We start from the raw sequence: 16,974 nt of genomic DNA on the forward strand, positions 1-16,974 counted from the left end.
TTTCGTTTTTCTTAGTTTTTGAATTCAGAAAAAATCAAATTGGAGAAGTAACTAAAGGTATGAAAGAAGTAAGTACAAAACTTGCTTTAGAAATAAATAGTCAAAATAAAAATACAGTTAACTTAGCTAAATCAATTGTTGCTTATCAAAAAGCAGGAGGTTTTGGCCAAAGAGAAGAAGGGGTTAGATATTTACGAAATATTTTAGCAGATAATCCTCAGCTGATTGGACTTTCTTTAGGTTATGAACCTAATGCTGACAAACAAGATGATATTTATGCTGCTGATAAAGAAGATTATCGTAAATATAATAATGAAGCTGGACGCTATTTAGTTTATTGGTCAAGAGCTAATACTAATTTTGAGTTAAAACAATTAATTGGAATGGCTAATAGTCAGTATTACCAGGAGCCTAAAAAAACAGGTCAAATAACAATCACTGAACCTTATGTCTATCAAAATGTAATGATGACTGAAACAGCAGCTCCAATTATAATTGAAGGTGATTTTGTTGGAGTTACAGCCTTAGATCGTAGTTTAAGTAGTTTACAAGCAAAATTAAATAATACAAATAGTTTTAAAACTGCTAAATTCTATTTACTAAGTAAAGAAAACAAGATAATTGCGACTTCCGATAATTCAGAATTATTAACTAAGCATTTAGAATCTTTTAGTGAGTATTATGCAGTTTTTAGTCCTTTATTAAAAAATAATTCGGCTAAGGTAATGAAAAATAATAAATTAGATAAATTTATAGCCTATGCTCCAATTGAATTAGGAGATTGGAAATTATTGATGACTGTAGACAATCAGGAAATATTTTCAGCTCTTAATAAAAGTATTTTATTGCTCTTTCTTATGGGAAGTTTAGGTATAATAATAATTAAATCAATTCAAAAAAAAGATAGGGCTAAACAAAAGGCTGAATTAGCTAATAAAGCAAAAAGTGAATTTTTGGCTAATATGAGCCATGAAATTAGAACCCCAATTAATGCTATTAAGGGCTTAATTTATTTAATACTAGATACTCCTTTATCTATGCAGCAAAAAGATTATCTTAAAAAAATTCAATCATCTACAGTTTCTTTATCAAGACTAATTAATGATATTTTAGATTTTTCCAAAATTGAAGCAAAAAAATTAGATTTAGAAGCAGAAGAGTTTGCTCTTGATGATGTTTTACATGATTTATCAAATCAAGCTGCTATGAAAGCTTATGATAAAGGCTTAGAATTCTTTTATGATACAGATCATGTTCCTCAAAAATTAGTTGGAGATTCTTTGCGGTTAGGACAAATATTACTTAATTTAGTTAGTAATGCAATAAAATTTACTGAAACTGGAGAAGTTAGGCTAATAGTTAGAATTATTAAAAAAACAGAGCAGAAAATTAAATTAAAATTTATAGTTAAAGATACTGGAATTGGGATGACTAAAGAAGAACAGCAAAAACTTTTTAGCCAGTTTACTCAGGCTGATAGTTCTACTACTAGAAAATATGGTGGAACAGGTTTAGGTTTAACAATTAGTCAAAGATTAGTAGAAAAAATGGGAGGAGAAATTAAAGTAGAAAGTAAGCCAGCTGAAGGTAGTACTTTTACTTTTACCGCTCAATTTGGTTTAGGTAAACAGCCACAACTATCACAAAAACTAAAAAAATATAACTTAGATCATAAAAAAGTTTTAATTGTAGATGATATAAAAATGAATAGAGATTTTTTAATTGGAGTCATTGATCAATTTGGTTTAGAAGTTGAGGCAGCTTCTGGTGCCCTTTTAGCAATTGAAAAAATAAAAAAAGAATCAGATTATGATTTAATATTTATGGATTGGAAAATGCCTGATTTAGATGGTATTAAGGCAGCTACAATTATAAAAGAAGAATTAAATTTAGAACTAGTGCCTAAAATAATATTAATAACAGCTTTTGGTAAAGAATTAGAAAATTCTCAACAAAAAAATATAGATAAAATATTATTTAAACCAATAACTCAATCAATTTTATTTAATGCTCTACTTAATAGTTTAGGCGGAGTAAATATTGAAAAAGAGAAAAATAAAAATGGAGAAAAGATTTTAAAAGATTTAGGTCCAGTTAATATTTTAGTAGTTGAAGATAATAAAATAAATCAACAAGTTGCTGTTGAACTTTTAAGAAAAGTTAAGGCTCAAGTTGAAATTGCTGATAATGGTAAAAAAGCTATTGCAAAAATAAAGAAGCAAAAATTTGATTTAGTTTTAATGGATGTTCAAATGCCAGAAATGGATGGTTATCAAGCAACTAAAAAGATTCGTCAAGATTTAAACCTAAATAAGTTACCGATAATTGCAATGACTGCAAATGCAATTAAAGGTCATAAAGAAAAAGCTTTAGCAATGGGAATGGATGATTATATTACTAAACCACTTGATTTAGATCAATTTTTTAGTACCTTAAAAAAATGGCTTCCTGTTAAAAAAGAAACTAAAAAAATAAATAATAATTTTAAAGAAGCTAAAATTGCTAATAATTTAGCTAAAATAACTACAATTGATATTAATTCGGCTTTAAAAAGAATAAATAATAATTATCAGTTATACAAAGAAATTTTGATTGACTTTTATCATAATTATCAAGATTTTCAGCAGCTTGTATCAAAATTAGTTCAAGAAAATAAATTAGATAAATTAAAAGCTAAATTACATTCTTTAAAAGGAGTAGCAGGTAATATTGGTGCTATTGAATTATATAATATTACTTTAGCTTTGAATTCTAAAATTAAAGCTGAAGAAAATTTTGATGATCTACTGAGTGCTTTTTATCAAAAATTAGAAGAAGTAATTAATGATTTAGCAAAGTTTGTTAGTAATCACCCATCTATAGAAGAAGATAGAGATTTAGCACAAATAACTAAAAAAGAATTAAAACAATATTTATTAGAATTAAAAATAGATTTAAAAAGCTATAAAGCAAATCAAGCTAAAGAAGTAGTAGAAAAAATAATTAATTATACCTGGGATAAGCAAGCAGAAAAGTTAGTTAATCAATTATTTAAATATGTAAAGAATTATCAATTTGAGCAGGCTTTAAAACTGCTCAATAAATTAGAGGCTGATTTAGAAAGGGCTGATCTTAATGAAAAATAAAGATACTATTTTGATAGTAGAAGATGAAAAAATAAATATTGATATTCTTTTAGAAGCATTTAATGGAGATTACGAAATTATGGTTGCTTTAAATGGAAAACAGGCCTTAAAAGCTGTAAAATCTAAATTACCAGATTTAATTTTATTAGATATAGTAATGAAAGAATTGACTGGTTATCAAGTTTGTCAAAAATTAAAAGCAGATCCTAAAACTGCTGAAATCCCTGTAATTTTTGTAACATCTATGGATCAAGATTCAGATGAACAAAAGGGTTTAGCAATTGGTGCAATTGATTATATAACTAAACCTTTTAATTTACCTATTGTTAAAAGTAGAGTAAAAAATCATTTAGAATTGAAAAAAGCAAAAGAAGAGTTAAAAGATAAAAATTATAATTTAGAGCAAAAAGTAAAAGAGAGAACTGCTCAATTAGAATTAATCCAAGATGTTGCTATTCAAAGTTTAGCAGATTTAGCTGAAACTCGAGATGATGAAACTGGTGCTCATATTATGCGTACCAAAAGGTATGTTAAAGTTTTAGCTAAATTTCTCCAAAATCACCCTAGATTTTCTGATTGTTTAACTGATAAAAATATTGAATGGATTTATAAAACAGCACCTTTACATGATATTGGCAAAGTAGGCATTCCTGATAAGATATTATATAAAAAAGGACCTTTAACTGAAAAAGAATTTACAATAATAAAAAAACATCCTGCTTATGGTAAGATAGCTATTGAACGAGCTGAGAAAAATTTAGGTACTAATTCTTTTTTGAGCTTTGCTCGTCAAATAATAGGTACTCATCATGAAAAATGGGATGGTTCAGGCTATCCTAAAGGTTTAAAAAAAGAAGAAATACCAATTGCAGGAAGATTAATGGCAATTGCTGATGTATATGATGCTTTAGCTAACAAACGAGTCTATAAAGAAGCATATAGTCACCAGCGGGCAATTGAAATTATAACTCAAGGTGATGGAAGAACAAAACCTGAACATTTTGATCCCGCTGTTTTAGATGCTTTTGTCAATTTGGAAGCTAAATTTAAGGAAATTGCTTCTACATTTAAAGAGAAAAAATAGATTAGTTAAATTGATAAATTAGTGAGTTATTTCAAATATTCCTTAGAGGAGAGTTTATATTTTATCTCTACTTTAAGGAATATTTTTATTTATTTATTTATTTTTCTATAATTTGAAGGAGTAGTTTTAACTCTTTTTTTAAATAGTTGACTAAAATAAGATTGATTATAATAACCAACTAATTCACTAATTTTACTTATAGAATATTTTGTAGTACTTAAAAGTGTTTTTGCTGTTTCAATCCTTTTATCAATTAAATAATTAATTGGTGATTTACCAAAATTATCTTTGAAGATATGAGATAAATAATATTTATTCATACAAGTAAACTTAGCTAAAGTATTTAGATTTAAATCTTCTGCATAATGTATATCTATATACTTTTTAATATGAGCACAATCTGAATTTAATTTATCAGTTTTTGATAATATTAGATTTGATTTTGTTCTTCTTAAAACATTATAGATTAATATTTCTAAGTAATTTTGACAAATATTTTTATGAAATGAATTATTATTTTGAGCTTCTTTTAATATTTTGTTAAAATATATTAAAATTTCATTTTTAAATTGAGCATAGTTATTAATAGTATAATGATTTTGATTATTTAAATCAGTATCAGATTTTAAAGACATTCCTTCAAATCCTAGCACAATATACTCTAAAGGGTTAGAATTCTTAGAAGATTCTGTATGTATTGTATTCCGATTGACTATTACTAAGTCATTATCTTTAACAGTATATTTTTTATTTTCAAATTCAAAATTGCCTATACCTTTAATAACATAAAATAATTCTGTGAATGGGTGAATATGCATTGTACTGTGCCAATCATCTTCATATTTTGATTTTGAAACATATAATAGTTTTAAATTAAACTTATTTTCTTTTATATTGCTAAAATGGTAAAGATTATTTGACATATAATCATTCCTCTTTTAATTATATTTTATTTATAATTAATTATATTGTTTTTTTTATAGAAAAGCAAGATAGCTAAAAAACATAACAATATAATTATTGAGTTATATTTTTTATTATAATAGAATAATATTAAGCTGAATATGTTTTGAAATATAATATAAGAAAAATATTTTTAATTTTTCAAAAAAAGCTAAAAAGGGGAGAAATAATGATGTTAAAAAGAAAAAATATTATTTTAGTTTTAGTAATATTAGTTTTGTTCAGTTTCAATATTTGCGCTAGTGAAAAGCCTTTTATTGGGAAGACTGTTTATTTGGCAATTTCGGAAACACAAACTCAAACAGGTGAAATATTTGAGTTGGTAAAGAAGGTAGAAGAAGAAACAGGTATTAAAATAGAGTTTAATATTATGCCAACTAGTAAAGATGGTGAAATAGATAAAACTTTAATTGGCTTAATGGCTGGTGATGAAATTGATATTATTTACAAAACAGATTCTAAACTAAAAACTTATTATAATGCTGGTTTATTAACACCATTAAAAAAATTAGCAAAACAAAATAATTATAATATGCAAAAAATTTATGGTTATAATTTACCTAAATTTGATAATAAGATATATGGATTACCAGTTTTTAATGATATTTGGTTAACATTTTATAATAAAAAAATATTTGATCAAGCAGGATTAGAATATCCAAAAGCAGACAATTGGACTTGGGAAAAGTATATTGAGACTGCTAAAAAATTAACCAATACTGAAAAAGATATTTATGGTTCTTATATGTTAGCCTATAATAATTATAATTATATGTGGGCTGTTCAACATGGCATAGCTCACTATAATAAAGCTGGATTAACTAATTATGATAAAGAGATTTTTGCCGAAAGTTTAAAATTTTATTATGGGCTTGGCAATAATTTAAAGATTCAGCCTGATAGTATTAGCTATGCTTCTGGAGAGTATGCTTGGAACTCTTTTTTAGCTTCTGATAATTTAGCTATGTTTGTTTGTGGTGGTTGGTTAGCATCATTATTACCTGATTTTGAAAATTATCCTAGAGATTGGGAAGTAGGAATTCTACCCATGCCTTATCCAGAAGGAGAAACGCCATCAACATTAGCTGTAACAGGTAATTATGCAATTCCTACAACTAGTAAAAATAAAGAAGCAGCTTTTGCTGCAATTTCATTTATGGCAGAAAATCAATATAAACTTGGTTATGGTAGGATTCCAGCTAGAGTTGATTTATCAGATAAAGAAATAAATAATTATATTGAAAATCAATTAACTCCTAAATTTGCCACTGATAATATTTCAACTGCTGATTTCAAAAAAGCTTGGTTTGATCCAAAAAGAAAAATTTATTCTGAAAAATTAATTGGGGTAGCTGATACAACAATTAATCAAATTTGGGATGAAGAAGGAAAATTATATGGTCAGGGTCAAAAAAGTTTAGAATCAGCTATTAAAGCAATAAAGAGTAGAGCAGATCAGGCAATTAAAGATGAAAAAAATGAATAAATTAATTTTAAGAGTCGTTATGAAAATTATTTTCATAACGACTCTCTTTCAAAGAGAGGTGAACTATAATTATGAAAATAAAAGAGTTATTAGAAAAATATACTTGGGCTAACAGAGAAAATATTGCAGGTTATCTTTTTGTAACTCCATATGTTATTTTATTTATGATTTTCACAGGTATTCCATTTATTGCATCATTTATTTTAGCTTTTCTCAATGTTAAATTCATTACTCGTTTAGATAATTTGAAATTTGTAGGATTAAATAATTTTATTAAAATTTTTCAAAATAAAGAAACTTTATCAGCTCTTTTGAGGACATTTCAATACTCAATTATTTATGTACCACTAATTATGATAGTGGGTTTTATTCTGGCTGTATTATTAAATAAGGGTGTTCATTTAAAGAATACAATTCGAGCAATGGTATTTCTACCATATGTTTCAAATATGGTTGCAGTAGCAGTTATTTTTAAAATATTATTGGGACCAAAAGGACCAATAATTCATTTATTAAGCTCAATTGGAATGCAAAATCCGCCTAACTTATTATTAGATTTGAAATTGGCTTTACCTACAATTGTTTGTATAGCAGTCTGGAAAGGTGTGGGGCTAAATATGATTGTGTATCTAGCTGCATTGCAGGATATACCTAAATCACTAATTGAAGCGGCTCAAATAGATGGTGCAAACAAATTACAAATTATATTAAAAGTTATTTTACCTAAGCTTTCACCTACAACTTTTTTTCTTTTAATTAGTTCTATTATTACATCTTTACAAAATTTCACAGTTATAAAGGCACTAACTGATGGTGGTCCAGGGCAAGCAACGACAGTAATGTCTTTAAGCATTGTACAAACTGCATTTACAAAGTTTCAAACGAGTTATGCTAGTGCTCAAGCAATATTAGTATTTATTATTGTAATGGTTATAACGATAATTCAATGGAGGGGACAGAAAAAATGGGTAAATTATTAAAAAAAAATATTAATAAAACTATAAATTTTTCTAGTTTATTAAAAACTATAATAATGCTAATAATTGCAATGGGATCAATTTTTCCTTTTATTTTTATGTTATCTTCTACTTTTAAATTGAGTGGAAATGTTTTGAAATTACCATTTGAAATCATTCCTGATCCATTTACTTTTAATAATATAAAAAGTTTATTTGAAAGTGATTATTATAATTTTGGAAGATGGTATTTTAATACTATTTTAATGGCTGGGACTTCTTTGTTTTTAAAGTATTTTTTTGTGAGCTATACTGCTTATGGTTTTGCTAAAATAAAATTTAAAGGTCGTGATATAATTTTCCTTATTTTATTAGCAGGCCTAATGATTCCACGTGATATTATGATTTTACCTCGTTATATGATTTTTAAGCAACTAAATCTACTTGACTCAATGTGGACTCTTATTTTGCCGAGCTTAGTTGATGTTTATTTTGTTTTTTTATTAAGACAATCATTTGTTAGTATTCCTGAATCACTTAGTGAAGCTGCTAAAATAGATGGGTGTAGTCATTTTAAAATTTATTATAAGATTATTTTACCTTTATCTAAACCAATTATTTCTACAATGATGTTATTTTCTTTTGTTTGGTCTTGGAATGATTATATGAGTCCTTATTTATATATATCATCTGTAGATAAACAGATGTTATCAGTTGGAATAAAATTATTTGCTGAAGGAAAAATTCAAGATTATGGTGCTCAAATGGCAGCAGCAACTTTAGCATTATTACCAATAATATTAGTTTTTATATTTTCTCAAAGATATTTTATTGAAGGAGTAAGTAATTCTGGAGTTAAAGGCTAAATAAAATTAATAACTATAATTGAAAAAAGGAGTTTTTTTAATGAAAGCGATGAAAAATGGAAGAGTAACAATTCCAACTGATTTAGATATGATAGAAGAAACAAAAGAAATTATAGATCAGTGGGGAGCAGATGCAGTAAGAGACTGTGATGGTACTGAAATGCCAGATCAATTTAAAAATTATCCAGTTAAAGTATATTCAAATTATTATACAACTAGAAAAGATAACAATTGGGCAAATAAAAATCCAGATGAAGTACAGCAAGTTTATTTAATGACTGATTTTTATACTGCAATGGATGATCAACTCAAGATACCAATTATGAAAGATTTATATAAAGAACAATTAAAACCAAATACTATTAATGATATAAAAAGATGGTGGGAAGTAATTAATAGAACAACAGGTGAGGTAGTGCCTGTTGAAGCATGGGATTATAATAAAAAATCACAGGAGATTATACTTCGTAATCCTAAAAAATATCATAGTTATACAGTTAGTTTTCTCGCTTTTATAATTTGGGATCCTGTACATATGTATAATTATATTACAAATGATTGGGAAGATGTAGAACATCAAATGACTTATGACGTAAGGCAGCCTAAAACTAAAGCTTATACTCTAAAAAAATTAAAGAAATGGATGGTTGAAAATCCTGAAACAGACGTTGTTAGATTCACAACTTTTTTTCATCAATTCACATTAATTTTTAATGAGCAGAGAAAAGAAAAGTTTGTAGATTGGTTTGGCTATAGTGCTAGTGTTAGCCCTTATATTTTAAAACAGTTTGAAAAAGAAGTTGGTTATAAATTTAGACCTGAATATATAATTGATCAGGGATATCATAATAGTACCTTTAGAGTGCCTTCTAAAGAGTTTAGAGATTTTCAAGATTTTCAACAAAGAGAAGTGGCAAAATTAGTTAAAAAATTTGTTGATATTTGTCATGAAAATAATAAAGAAGCAATGATGTTTTTAGGAGATCATTGGATTGGAACTGAACCATATGGTAAATACTTTAAAGATATAGGATTAGATGCAGTAGTGGGTTCTGTGGGTAATGGTACAACACTCCGCTTAATTTCAGATATTTCTGGTGTTAAATATACAGAAGGTCGTTTTCTACCCTATTTTTTTCCAGATGTATTTAATAAAAAGGGAAATCCAATTAAAGAAGCAAAAGAAAATTGGGTGACTGCAAGAAGAGCTATTTTGCGAAGTCCTGTAGATCGTATTGGTTATGGTGGTTATTTAAAATTAGCTTTAGAATTTCCTGAATTTGTGGATTATATAGAAAGTGTATGTAATGAGTTTCGAATTTTATCTGAAAATATTGATGGAAAAAAGCCATATAGTCATTTTACAGTTGGAATTTTAAATGCTTGGGGAAAATTACGTTCTTGGGGAACTCACATGGTTGCTCATGCTATTAATTATAAACAGACTTATTCTTATAATGGCATACTTGAGTCTTTAAGTGGAATGCCTTTTGATGTTAAATTTATTAGTTTTGATGATATTAGTGAAAATTCTGATATTCTAAAAGATTGTAGTGTCATAATAAATGTGGGAGATGCCTATACTGCTTTTAGTGGTGGAAAAAATTGGTTAAATCCTTTAATAACTTCTGCAGTGAGAGAATATGTAGCTGAAGGAGGAGGATTTATTGGAGTAGGAGAGCCAACAGCTTATCAAAATCAGGGAAGGTATTTTAATCTTGCTGATGTTTTAGGAGTAGATAAAGAAATAGGCTTTAGCTTATCAAGTAATAAATATAACTGGTCTGAGAATGAACACTTTATTTTAAAAGATAATAGTTCTGAATTAGACTTTGGTGAAGGAAAGAAGAATATTTATGCAGATTTAGAAACTAAGGTATTAAAGACATCAGGAAAAGATGTACAATTAGCAGTTAATGAATTTGGTAAAGGAAAAAGTGTTTATATTAGTGGATTGCCATATTCATTAGAAAATTCGAGAATATTATATCGTGCTATTTTTTGGGCTGCTGGTAAAGATAATGAAATAAAAAAGTGGTATAGTAAAAATTATAATCTTGAAGTTAACTACTACCCAGCTTCAAATAAATATTGTGTAGTTAATAATACTTATGTAAAACAAGAGACAATTATTTATGATGGTACTGGTAAATCATTTGATTTAATTGTTGAGCCTAATGATATATTGTGGTTTGACGAAGAATAATTATTGGGGGTTTTAAATATGAAAAAAGTTGGTTTAGCTGTAGTTGGAGTAAATAACTTTGCAAAATTTTATTTGGATAAAATAAAAGAACTTGAAGAAGAGGGAGAAATTAAATTAACAGCTGTAGTAATAGAAGATCAAATCAAAAATGCTGATCAATTGAGAAATTTAAGAAGTCAAGGAATAACTGTTTATAATTCTTATCAAAAATTATTAAAAGAATCAAAACAGTTTGTTGATATTGTTTGTTTGCCTGTTTCAATTCCTACTCATTCAAATATGGCAATTAGTGGTATGAAAGCAGGATATAATATTCTTTTGGAAAAACCACCGACCCCTACAGTTCAAGAACTGGATGCAATAATTAAAACTGAAAAAGAAACGGGGAGATTTTGTTCAATAGGATTTCAGTTTATTCACTCTTATACTATTAGAAAGATTAAGCAGTTTATTTTAGATGGTAAATTAGGAAATATAAAAGAAATAGCAACTAAAGGATTTTGGCCAAGATTTAAATCCTATTATGATCGTAATGATTGGGCAGGAAAAAGTTTATATATGGGGCAACTTGTTTTAGATGGTCCAATGCAGAATGCTTTTGCTCATTATTTAAATAATATGATTTATATTACAGGACCAGATATGAATAGTTCTGCCTCATTGAAAAAAATTAGATCAGAATTATATAGAGCTCATTCTTATATAGAAGCTGATGATACTTCTTGTATGCAATTAGAAACAGCTAATGGGACTAATATCTATTTTTATGTTACTCATTCTCCAGAAAAGTTGAGACATCCTTATATGGAAATAGTTGGAGAAAAAGGTGAAATAAAATGGACCATGGAAAATGAAAAGACAGTTATTAAATTAAATAATGAAAAAGTAATTAAATTTGATAATAATAATATTGATCCATATAAAGAAGAATTTAGAATTGTAGCTAAAAAACAACTTGGTAAAATTGATAATTTATATTGTACTCCAGAAAATACAAGAAATTTTGTAGTAGCAATTAATGGAGCTTATGATTCTGCAAAAAAAATTAAAGCTATTCCAAAAGATTTAATAAATGAATTTATTAATGATGATAATGAATATCAGACAATATTAACTGGTATTGATAAATTATTTGATCAGGCTTTTGCAGAAAGAAAATTATTATCTGAACTAGATATTGACTGGGCAGTAAGAACAGAATGGATCAATATAGAGGAGTATTCTTGTTTTAATCCATTTAATTAAGTTAGGAAGGGATTTGACTAAATGAAAAATGATATGTTTAACTATAGTTCTTTAGCAGAGTTGAAAGCAGAGTTTTCTGGTTTTGATTTAAATATTCCTTTATTAAAAAATACAGATATATTAAAAAATCAAATTAAGCTTCAAAATTTAATTATTCCAAATCGCATTGCTATTCATCCTATGGAGGGAGCAGATGCTACTTTAGATGGCTCTCCTTCTGCTTTGACAAGAAGAAGATATCAACGTTTTGCAGCTGGTGGTGCAGGCTTGATTTGGTTTGAAGCAATGGCTATTAATAAAAGTGGTAGAGCAAATAAAAATCAATTGTATTTAAAAGAAGCAAACTTAAATGAATTTAAAGAACTTATTAATTTAATTAAAAATATATCGAAGATTGATCCTTATACAGTAGCTCAGCTGAGTCATTCTGGTCGCTTTGGTGATAATAATATAATTGTATTTAAAGATAAGGATCTTGATCCTATTTCAATATCAGAAAAAGATTATCACCAAATAACTGATTTAGAACTTGATTATTTACAGCTTGATTATTTAAAAGCAGCTGAATTGGCAGCTAGATCAGGATTTGATGCAGTCGATATTAAAAGTTGCCATCGTTATTTACTCTCATCTATACTAGCTGCCAAGAATAGAAAAGGTAAATACGGTGGTAGTTATGAAAATAGGACTCGTTTTTTGAAAGAAACAATAAAAAAAATTAAAGATAATATTAATATTGATATAACAGTTCGTTTAAATATTTATGATGCCTTACCTGGAGGATGGGCTACAGATCAAAAAGGTAATCCACAATTAGAAGAATGTAAAAAATTACTTAAAGAATTAGAGGAGCTTGATGTTAAAATTATTAATATCACAGCGAGTACTCCATATTTAAAACCACATATAAATAGGCCATATGATCGCGGTTCATATATTCCTCCAGAATCACCTTTACAGGGAGTTCAAAGATTATTGAAGCTAACTAAATTTGCTAAAGATAACTTAAAAAAAGCAATTGTAATAGGAACTGGTTTTAGTTGGCTTCGCCAATATGGGGCTAATATTGCTGCAGGTATGATTCAATCTGATTGGACAGATTTAGCAGGTTTTGGTAGGCAAGCTTTTGCTTATCCAAATTTTGCGAATGATATTTTCAAAAAAAATGAAATGGATAAAAATAAAGTATGTATTAGTTGTAGTAAGTGTGCTGAATTAAAAGCAGCTAAAAAAAAGGCTGGTTGTGTAATTAGAGATTCAAATATCTATTTACCTTTATATCAAGAAATTAATTTAAAAAATAAAAAGGAGTAAATTATTTTGAAATTATCATATAGTACTTTAGCATGTCCAGAATGGAATTTTGATAAAATCATAAAATTTGCTAAAATCAATTTTTATGATGGTGTAGAATTAAGAATATGTGAATCACAAATAAATGCAAATTTAGATCCACGAAAAGTAAAAAGGATAAAAAATAAATTTTTCATTAATAAATTAGAAATAGCATGTCTTTCAGCATATACTAATTTTAATAATCCAGATTATAATACTAGAAAAGAAAATATTTTGAAATTAAAAGAAATAATTGATTTAGCTTCCGCTTTAGGAGCAAAATATGTACGTACATTTGGTTCAAATACTAATAATGATATTAAAAAAAGTAAAATAATTTTTTGGATTCAAGAAGCTTTTAAAGAGCTTGATAGATATGCAGATAAAAAAAATGTTAAAATATTATTAGAGACTCATGATGACCTTAGTACAGGCTACGATGTTCATAAAATATTTAAAAATAAAGAATTTGATAATTGTGGAGTTCTTTGGGATATTGCACATTCTATTAGAGCTGGGGAAGATATTTTAACTACTTTAGAATATTTAAAAGATTATATATATCATATACACATTAAGGATTGGATAAAATTAAATGAAGAAAAAGATTATTATGTGTTATTAGGAGCGGGTGTATTGCCAGTAGAAAAATTATTATTAGAATTAAAGAAAATTAAGTATAATGGGTATCTATCTTTAGAATGGGAAAAAATATGGATTCCAGAAATTGAAGAGTCAGATATTGCTATAATGCAATATTCCAAAAAAATGAATTATTATTTTCAAAAGCTTAACCTTTAATAATTGAAATTTATTAATTATTTTTATAAATAAAATGGGGTAGATTAAAATTGAAAAAAATAAAATAAAAATCAATTGTAAACAAATTGAAGTATATTCTTTAAACACAGTTATAGTAGGTTCTGGTGCGGCTGGATTAAATGCAGCAGATAGATTATATAATTTTGGTCAAAAAGATATAGCAGTTATTACTGAAGGTCTTAAAATGGGAACTTCTCGTAATACAGGTTCAGATAAACAGACTTATTATAAACTGAGTTTAAGTAGCAAAAATAAAGATTCAACTTATGAAATGGCTGAAACATTATTTTCAGGTGGAGCTGTAGATGGAGATATTGCTTTAGTTGAATCTGCTTTATCGACGTTTTCATTTTATCATCTTGTTGATATTGGGGTGCCTTTCCCTCATAACCAGTTTGGAGAATATATTGGTTATAAAACTGATCATGCACCTAAAAAAAGGGCAACTTCTGCTGGCCCATTAACTTCTTATTATATGACTGAAAAATTAGAAAAAGAAGTTCAAAACAAAAGTATTAAAATTTTTGATAATTATCAAGTAATAGCAATTTTAACGGATAAATCACAAAAAAAAGCTATTGGTTTATTAACTTTAAATAAAAACCAATTAAATAACAAAGAAAAATTATATACAATTTTTAATACTACAAATATTATTTATGCTACTGGTGGTCCAGCTGGAATGTATGCTGCTTCAGTTTATCCTAGTAGTCAAACAGGAGCATCAGGACTGGCTTTTGAAGTAGGTGTGAAAGGTAAAAATTTAACTGAGTGGCAATATGGTATTGCGTCAACTAAATTTAGATGGAATTTATCTGGATCTTATCAACAAGTTTTACCAACTTATATTTCTACAGATCAAAAAGGGAATGATAGAAAAGAATTTTTAAATGATTACTTTAGTAATCCAAAAAAAATGTTTATTTCTATTTTTAAAAAAGGCTATGAGTGGCCTTTTGATCCTCGTAAAGTTAAAAATCAAGGTTCCTCTTTAATAGATATTATAGTTTATTATGAAACTATAATTAAAGGAAGAAGAGTTTGGCTTGATTATCGTCAAAATTCAAAGTTAATATCTGATTGTGGAAAACTAAATATTTCTTTATTAGGTAAGGAAGTAAAAAAATATCTTAAAAATTCTGAAGCGTTATTTGGAAACCCAATTGAAAGACTAAAAAAGATGAATAAACCAGCAATTGATTTATATGCTAATAATGGTATAAATTTAAAAAATGAAATGCTTGAAATAGCAGTTTGTGCTCAACATAATAATGGTGGTCTTGCAGCTAATATTTGGTGGGAAAGCAATTTGAAACATTTTTTTCCAGTGGGAGAAGTTAATGGCAGTCATGGTGTTTATCGACCTGGAGGTTCTGCCTTAAACGCTGGTCAAGTTGGAAGTACAAGAGCTGCTCAATTTATAGCTAATTGTTATAGAGAAAATCCATTGGATTTAAAACATTTTAAAAGAATGATAACAATGCAGGTTAAAAGAAAAATAGATCTTGGAGATACATTTTTAGATTCAATTAATAAAAATAATTATAAATTTAGTTCTAGTGTAATAGAGATTAGAAAAAAAATTGGACAAAGAATGAGTAAAGCTGCAGCTCATATTCGTTCTAAAAATAGTATTCAATCTGCTTTAGAGAAAACAAAATTTGATTTTGAAAATTTAACTAAGACATGTTTTTTAAATTCAATTAGAGATTTAAGTTTAGCTTTTCAAAATTATGATTTGCTTTTCACACAATTAGTATATTTAAAGGCAATAAAAAATTATATAGATTTAGGAGGGAAAAGTAGAGGTTCTTATCTAATTAAAACAGAAAAAGAAAATATTTTTACTAATAACTTAATTGAAAATTTAGATTTTGATTTAGAAAAAAATTTTTTAAGTGAAAAAATACAATTAATTCAATATAAAAATAATAAATTTAATATTAATTGGCGTCATGTAAGACCAATTCCAGATAATGATTATTGGTTTGAAAAAATTTGGAATAAATATCGTAAAAATAAAATCATAAAATAATTACTGGTTTAATTTAATTATAATAAATATTCTAGTTTTAAAAAGGAGTTTTGCTTAATGATTAAAACTAATAGTTTAAAAAAAATTGAGAAAAAAGGAATTATTGCTGTTATTAGGGCAGAAAATCAAGAAGAAGCATTAAAAATTACTGAAGCTGTAAAAGAAGGTGGAATTGAAGCAATTGAAATCACAATGACTGTTCCTGGTGCGGTAAGTCTAATTAAGAATTTAACTAATGAATATAGTAAGGATGATATATTAATTGGAGCAGGATCTGTGTTAGATGCCGAGACTGCTCGTACTTGTATATTAGCTGGTGCAGAATATATTGTTTCTCCTTCATTAGATAAAGAAACAATTGCTATGTGTAACCGTTATCAAAAAGCTGTTATACCTGGTGCAATGAGTGTTACTGAAATAGTTGAAGCCATGAAAAATGGTGCAGATATTATTAAAATTTTTCCTGCAACATTATTTGGACCTAAAATTATTAAAGCAGTGAAAGGACCTTTACCTCAAGCACCTTTAATTCCTACTGGAGGAGTTAGTTTAGATAATGTTAAAGAATGGATTAGAGCAGGGAGTTTCGCGGTTGGTGTAGGTAGCTCTCTGAGTAAAGGTGCTAAAAATGGAAATTATGCTCAAATAACAGAAAATGCTAAAGAATTTATTAGTTTGATTAAAGAGGCCAGAGCAGAAATGGCTTAAATCTCATTTTAGAAATAACTTTAAAGAATAACTAGAATTTATCTTTCTAATTAATCAGGCCCACTTCCCGATTGCCACATCCTGTGGCACGGTCAGTTCAGGGCGTCCTGCCCTTCAGCCTGATTGGTTAGAAATCTTCATTA

General features: G+C 27.1%; 12 protein-coding genes. 11 read left to right on the forward strand and 1 reads right to left on the reverse strand.

From position 1 onward, the window contains the following. The first annotated feature begins 59 nt into the window (after positions 1-59). Together HPRAE_RS10880 and HPRAE_RS04435 are read left to right on the forward strand one after the other, a co-directional pair. Positions 60-3,125, forward strand: coding sequence for a response regulator (locus HPRAE_RS10880; protein WP_050755993.1), 3,066 nt, complete (start codon positions 60-62; stop codon positions 3,123-3,125). Next, positions 3,115-4,209: an HD domain-containing phosphohydrolase gene (locus HPRAE_RS04435; protein WP_014553043.1), complete on the forward strand. Its 1,095-nt coding sequence runs from the start codon at positions 3,115-3,117 to the stop codon at positions 4,207-4,209. Before HPRAE_RS10880 ends, HPRAE_RS04435 begins: the two co-directional genes overlap by 11 nt. An 89-nt stretch (positions 4,210-4,298) precedes the next feature. Here HPRAE_RS04435 and HPRAE_RS04440 read toward each other — a convergent pair whose 3' ends face one another. Beyond that, positions 4,299-5,132, reverse strand: a complete 834-nt coding sequence (locus HPRAE_RS04440) for an AraC family transcriptional regulator (RefSeq protein WP_014553044.1) — start codon at positions 5,130-5,132, stop codon at positions 4,299-4,301. A 212-nt stretch (positions 5,133-5,344) separates the two neighbouring features. Between HPRAE_RS04440 and HPRAE_RS04445 the strand changes: the two genes are divergently transcribed. From HPRAE_RS04445 to HPRAE_RS04485, 9 genes are all read left to right on the forward strand, one after another. Beyond that, entirely contained in the window at positions 5,345-6,658 is a 1,314-nt protein-coding gene (locus HPRAE_RS04445; RefSeq protein ID WP_169307627.1) for an ABC transporter substrate-binding protein, read from the forward strand. A gap of 71 nt (positions 6,659-6,729) precedes the next feature. After that, the gene (locus HPRAE_RS04450) at positions 6,730-7,638 is read left to right on the forward strand and encodes a carbohydrate ABC transporter permease (protein WP_014553046.1); all 909 of its coding nucleotides are present in this window, start codon (positions 6,730-6,732) and stop codon (positions 7,636-7,638) included. Continuing rightward, positions 7,623-8,480 (forward strand): carbohydrate ABC transporter permease, encoded by an 858-nt coding sequence (locus HPRAE_RS04455; protein ID WP_014553047.1) that lies wholly within the window; start codon positions 7,623-7,625, stop codon positions 8,478-8,480. Before HPRAE_RS04450 ends, HPRAE_RS04455 begins: the two co-directional genes overlap by 16 nt. Positions 8,481-8,520: 40 nt before the next feature. Next, positions 8,521-10,686: a 1,3-beta-galactosyl-N-acetylhexosamine phosphorylase gene (gnpA, locus tag HPRAE_RS04460; protein ID WP_014553048.1), complete on the forward strand. Its 2,166-nt coding sequence runs from the start codon at positions 8,521-8,523 to the stop codon at positions 10,684-10,686. Positions 10,687-10,704: 18 nt separating this feature from the next. Then, a complete protein-coding gene (locus HPRAE_RS04465) occupies positions 10,705-11,931 on the forward strand; it encodes a Gfo/Idh/MocA family protein (protein ID WP_014553049.1) in 1,227 nt (408 codons plus the stop codon). 21 nt (positions 11,932-11,952) lie between these two features. Further along, positions 11,953-13,245: an oxidoreductase gene (locus tag HPRAE_RS04470; protein WP_014553050.1), complete on the forward strand. Its 1,293-nt coding sequence runs from the start codon at positions 11,953-11,955 to the stop codon at positions 13,243-13,245. Positions 13,246-13,251: 6 nt separating this feature from the next. Continuing rightward, positions 13,252-14,067, forward strand: a complete 816-nt coding sequence (locus HPRAE_RS04475; protein ID WP_014553051.1) for a sugar phosphate isomerase/epimerase family protein — start codon at positions 13,252-13,254, stop codon at positions 14,065-14,067. Positions 14,068-14,116: 49 nt separating this feature from the next. After that, positions 14,117-16,123 carry an FAD-dependent oxidoreductase gene (locus tag HPRAE_RS04480; protein WP_014553052.1) on the forward strand — a complete coding sequence of 669 codons (2,007 nt, stop codon included), beginning with the start codon at positions 14,117-14,119 and terminating at the stop codon, positions 16,121-16,123. A gap of 57 nt (positions 16,124-16,180) precedes the next feature. Next, entirely contained in the window at positions 16,181-16,831 is a 651-nt protein-coding gene (locus tag HPRAE_RS04485; RefSeq protein WP_014553053.1) for a bifunctional 2-keto-4-hydroxyglutarate aldolase/2-keto-3-deoxy-6-phosphogluconate aldolase, read from the forward strand. Positions 16,832-16,974: the final 143 nt, after the last annotated feature.

The organism is Halanaerobium praevalens DSM 2228 (genome assembly GCF_000165465.1).
Classification (GTDB): Bacteria; Bacillota; Halanaerobiia; order Halanaerobiales; family Halanaerobiaceae; genus Halanaerobium; species Halanaerobium praevalens.

Excerpts from the sequence above, each read along its gene's own strand:
- HPRAE_RS04465 (WP_014553049.1), top strand. The coding sequence starts at position 10,705 with ATGAAAAAAGTTGGTTTAGCTGTAGTTGGAGTAAATAACTTTGCAAAA.
- HPRAE_RS04435 (WP_014553043.1), top strand. The coding sequence starts at position 3,115 with ATGAAAAATAAAGATACTATTTTGATAGTAGAAGATGAAAAAATAAAT.
- HPRAE_RS04440 (WP_014553044.1), bottom strand. The coding sequence starts at position 5,132 with ATGTCAAATAATCTTTACCATTTTAGCAATATAAAAGAAAATAAGTTT.
- HPRAE_RS04445 (WP_169307627.1), top strand. The coding sequence starts at position 5,345 with ATGTTAAAAAGAAAAAATATTATTTTAGTTTTAGTAATATTAGTTTTG.
- gnpA (WP_014553048.1), top strand. The coding sequence starts at position 8,521 with ATGAAAGCGATGAAAAATGGAAGAGTAACAATTCCAACTGATTTAGAT.
- HPRAE_RS10880 (WP_050755993.1), top strand. The coding sequence starts at position 60 with ATGAAAGAAGTAAGTACAAAACTTGCTTTAGAAATAAATAGTCAAAAT.
- HPRAE_RS04485 (WP_014553053.1), top strand. The coding sequence starts at position 16,181 with ATGATTAAAACTAATAGTTTAAAAAAAATTGAGAAAAAAGGAATTATT.
- HPRAE_RS04470 (WP_014553050.1), top strand. The coding sequence starts at position 11,953 with ATGAAAAATGATATGTTTAACTATAGTTCTTTAGCAGAGTTGAAAGCA.
- HPRAE_RS04450 (WP_014553046.1), top strand. The coding sequence starts at position 6,730 with ATGAAAATAAAAGAGTTATTAGAAAAATATACTTGGGCTAACAGAGAA.
- HPRAE_RS04455 (WP_014553047.1), top strand. The coding sequence starts at position 7,623 with ATGGGTAAATTATTAAAAAAAAATATTAATAAAACTATAAATTTTTCT.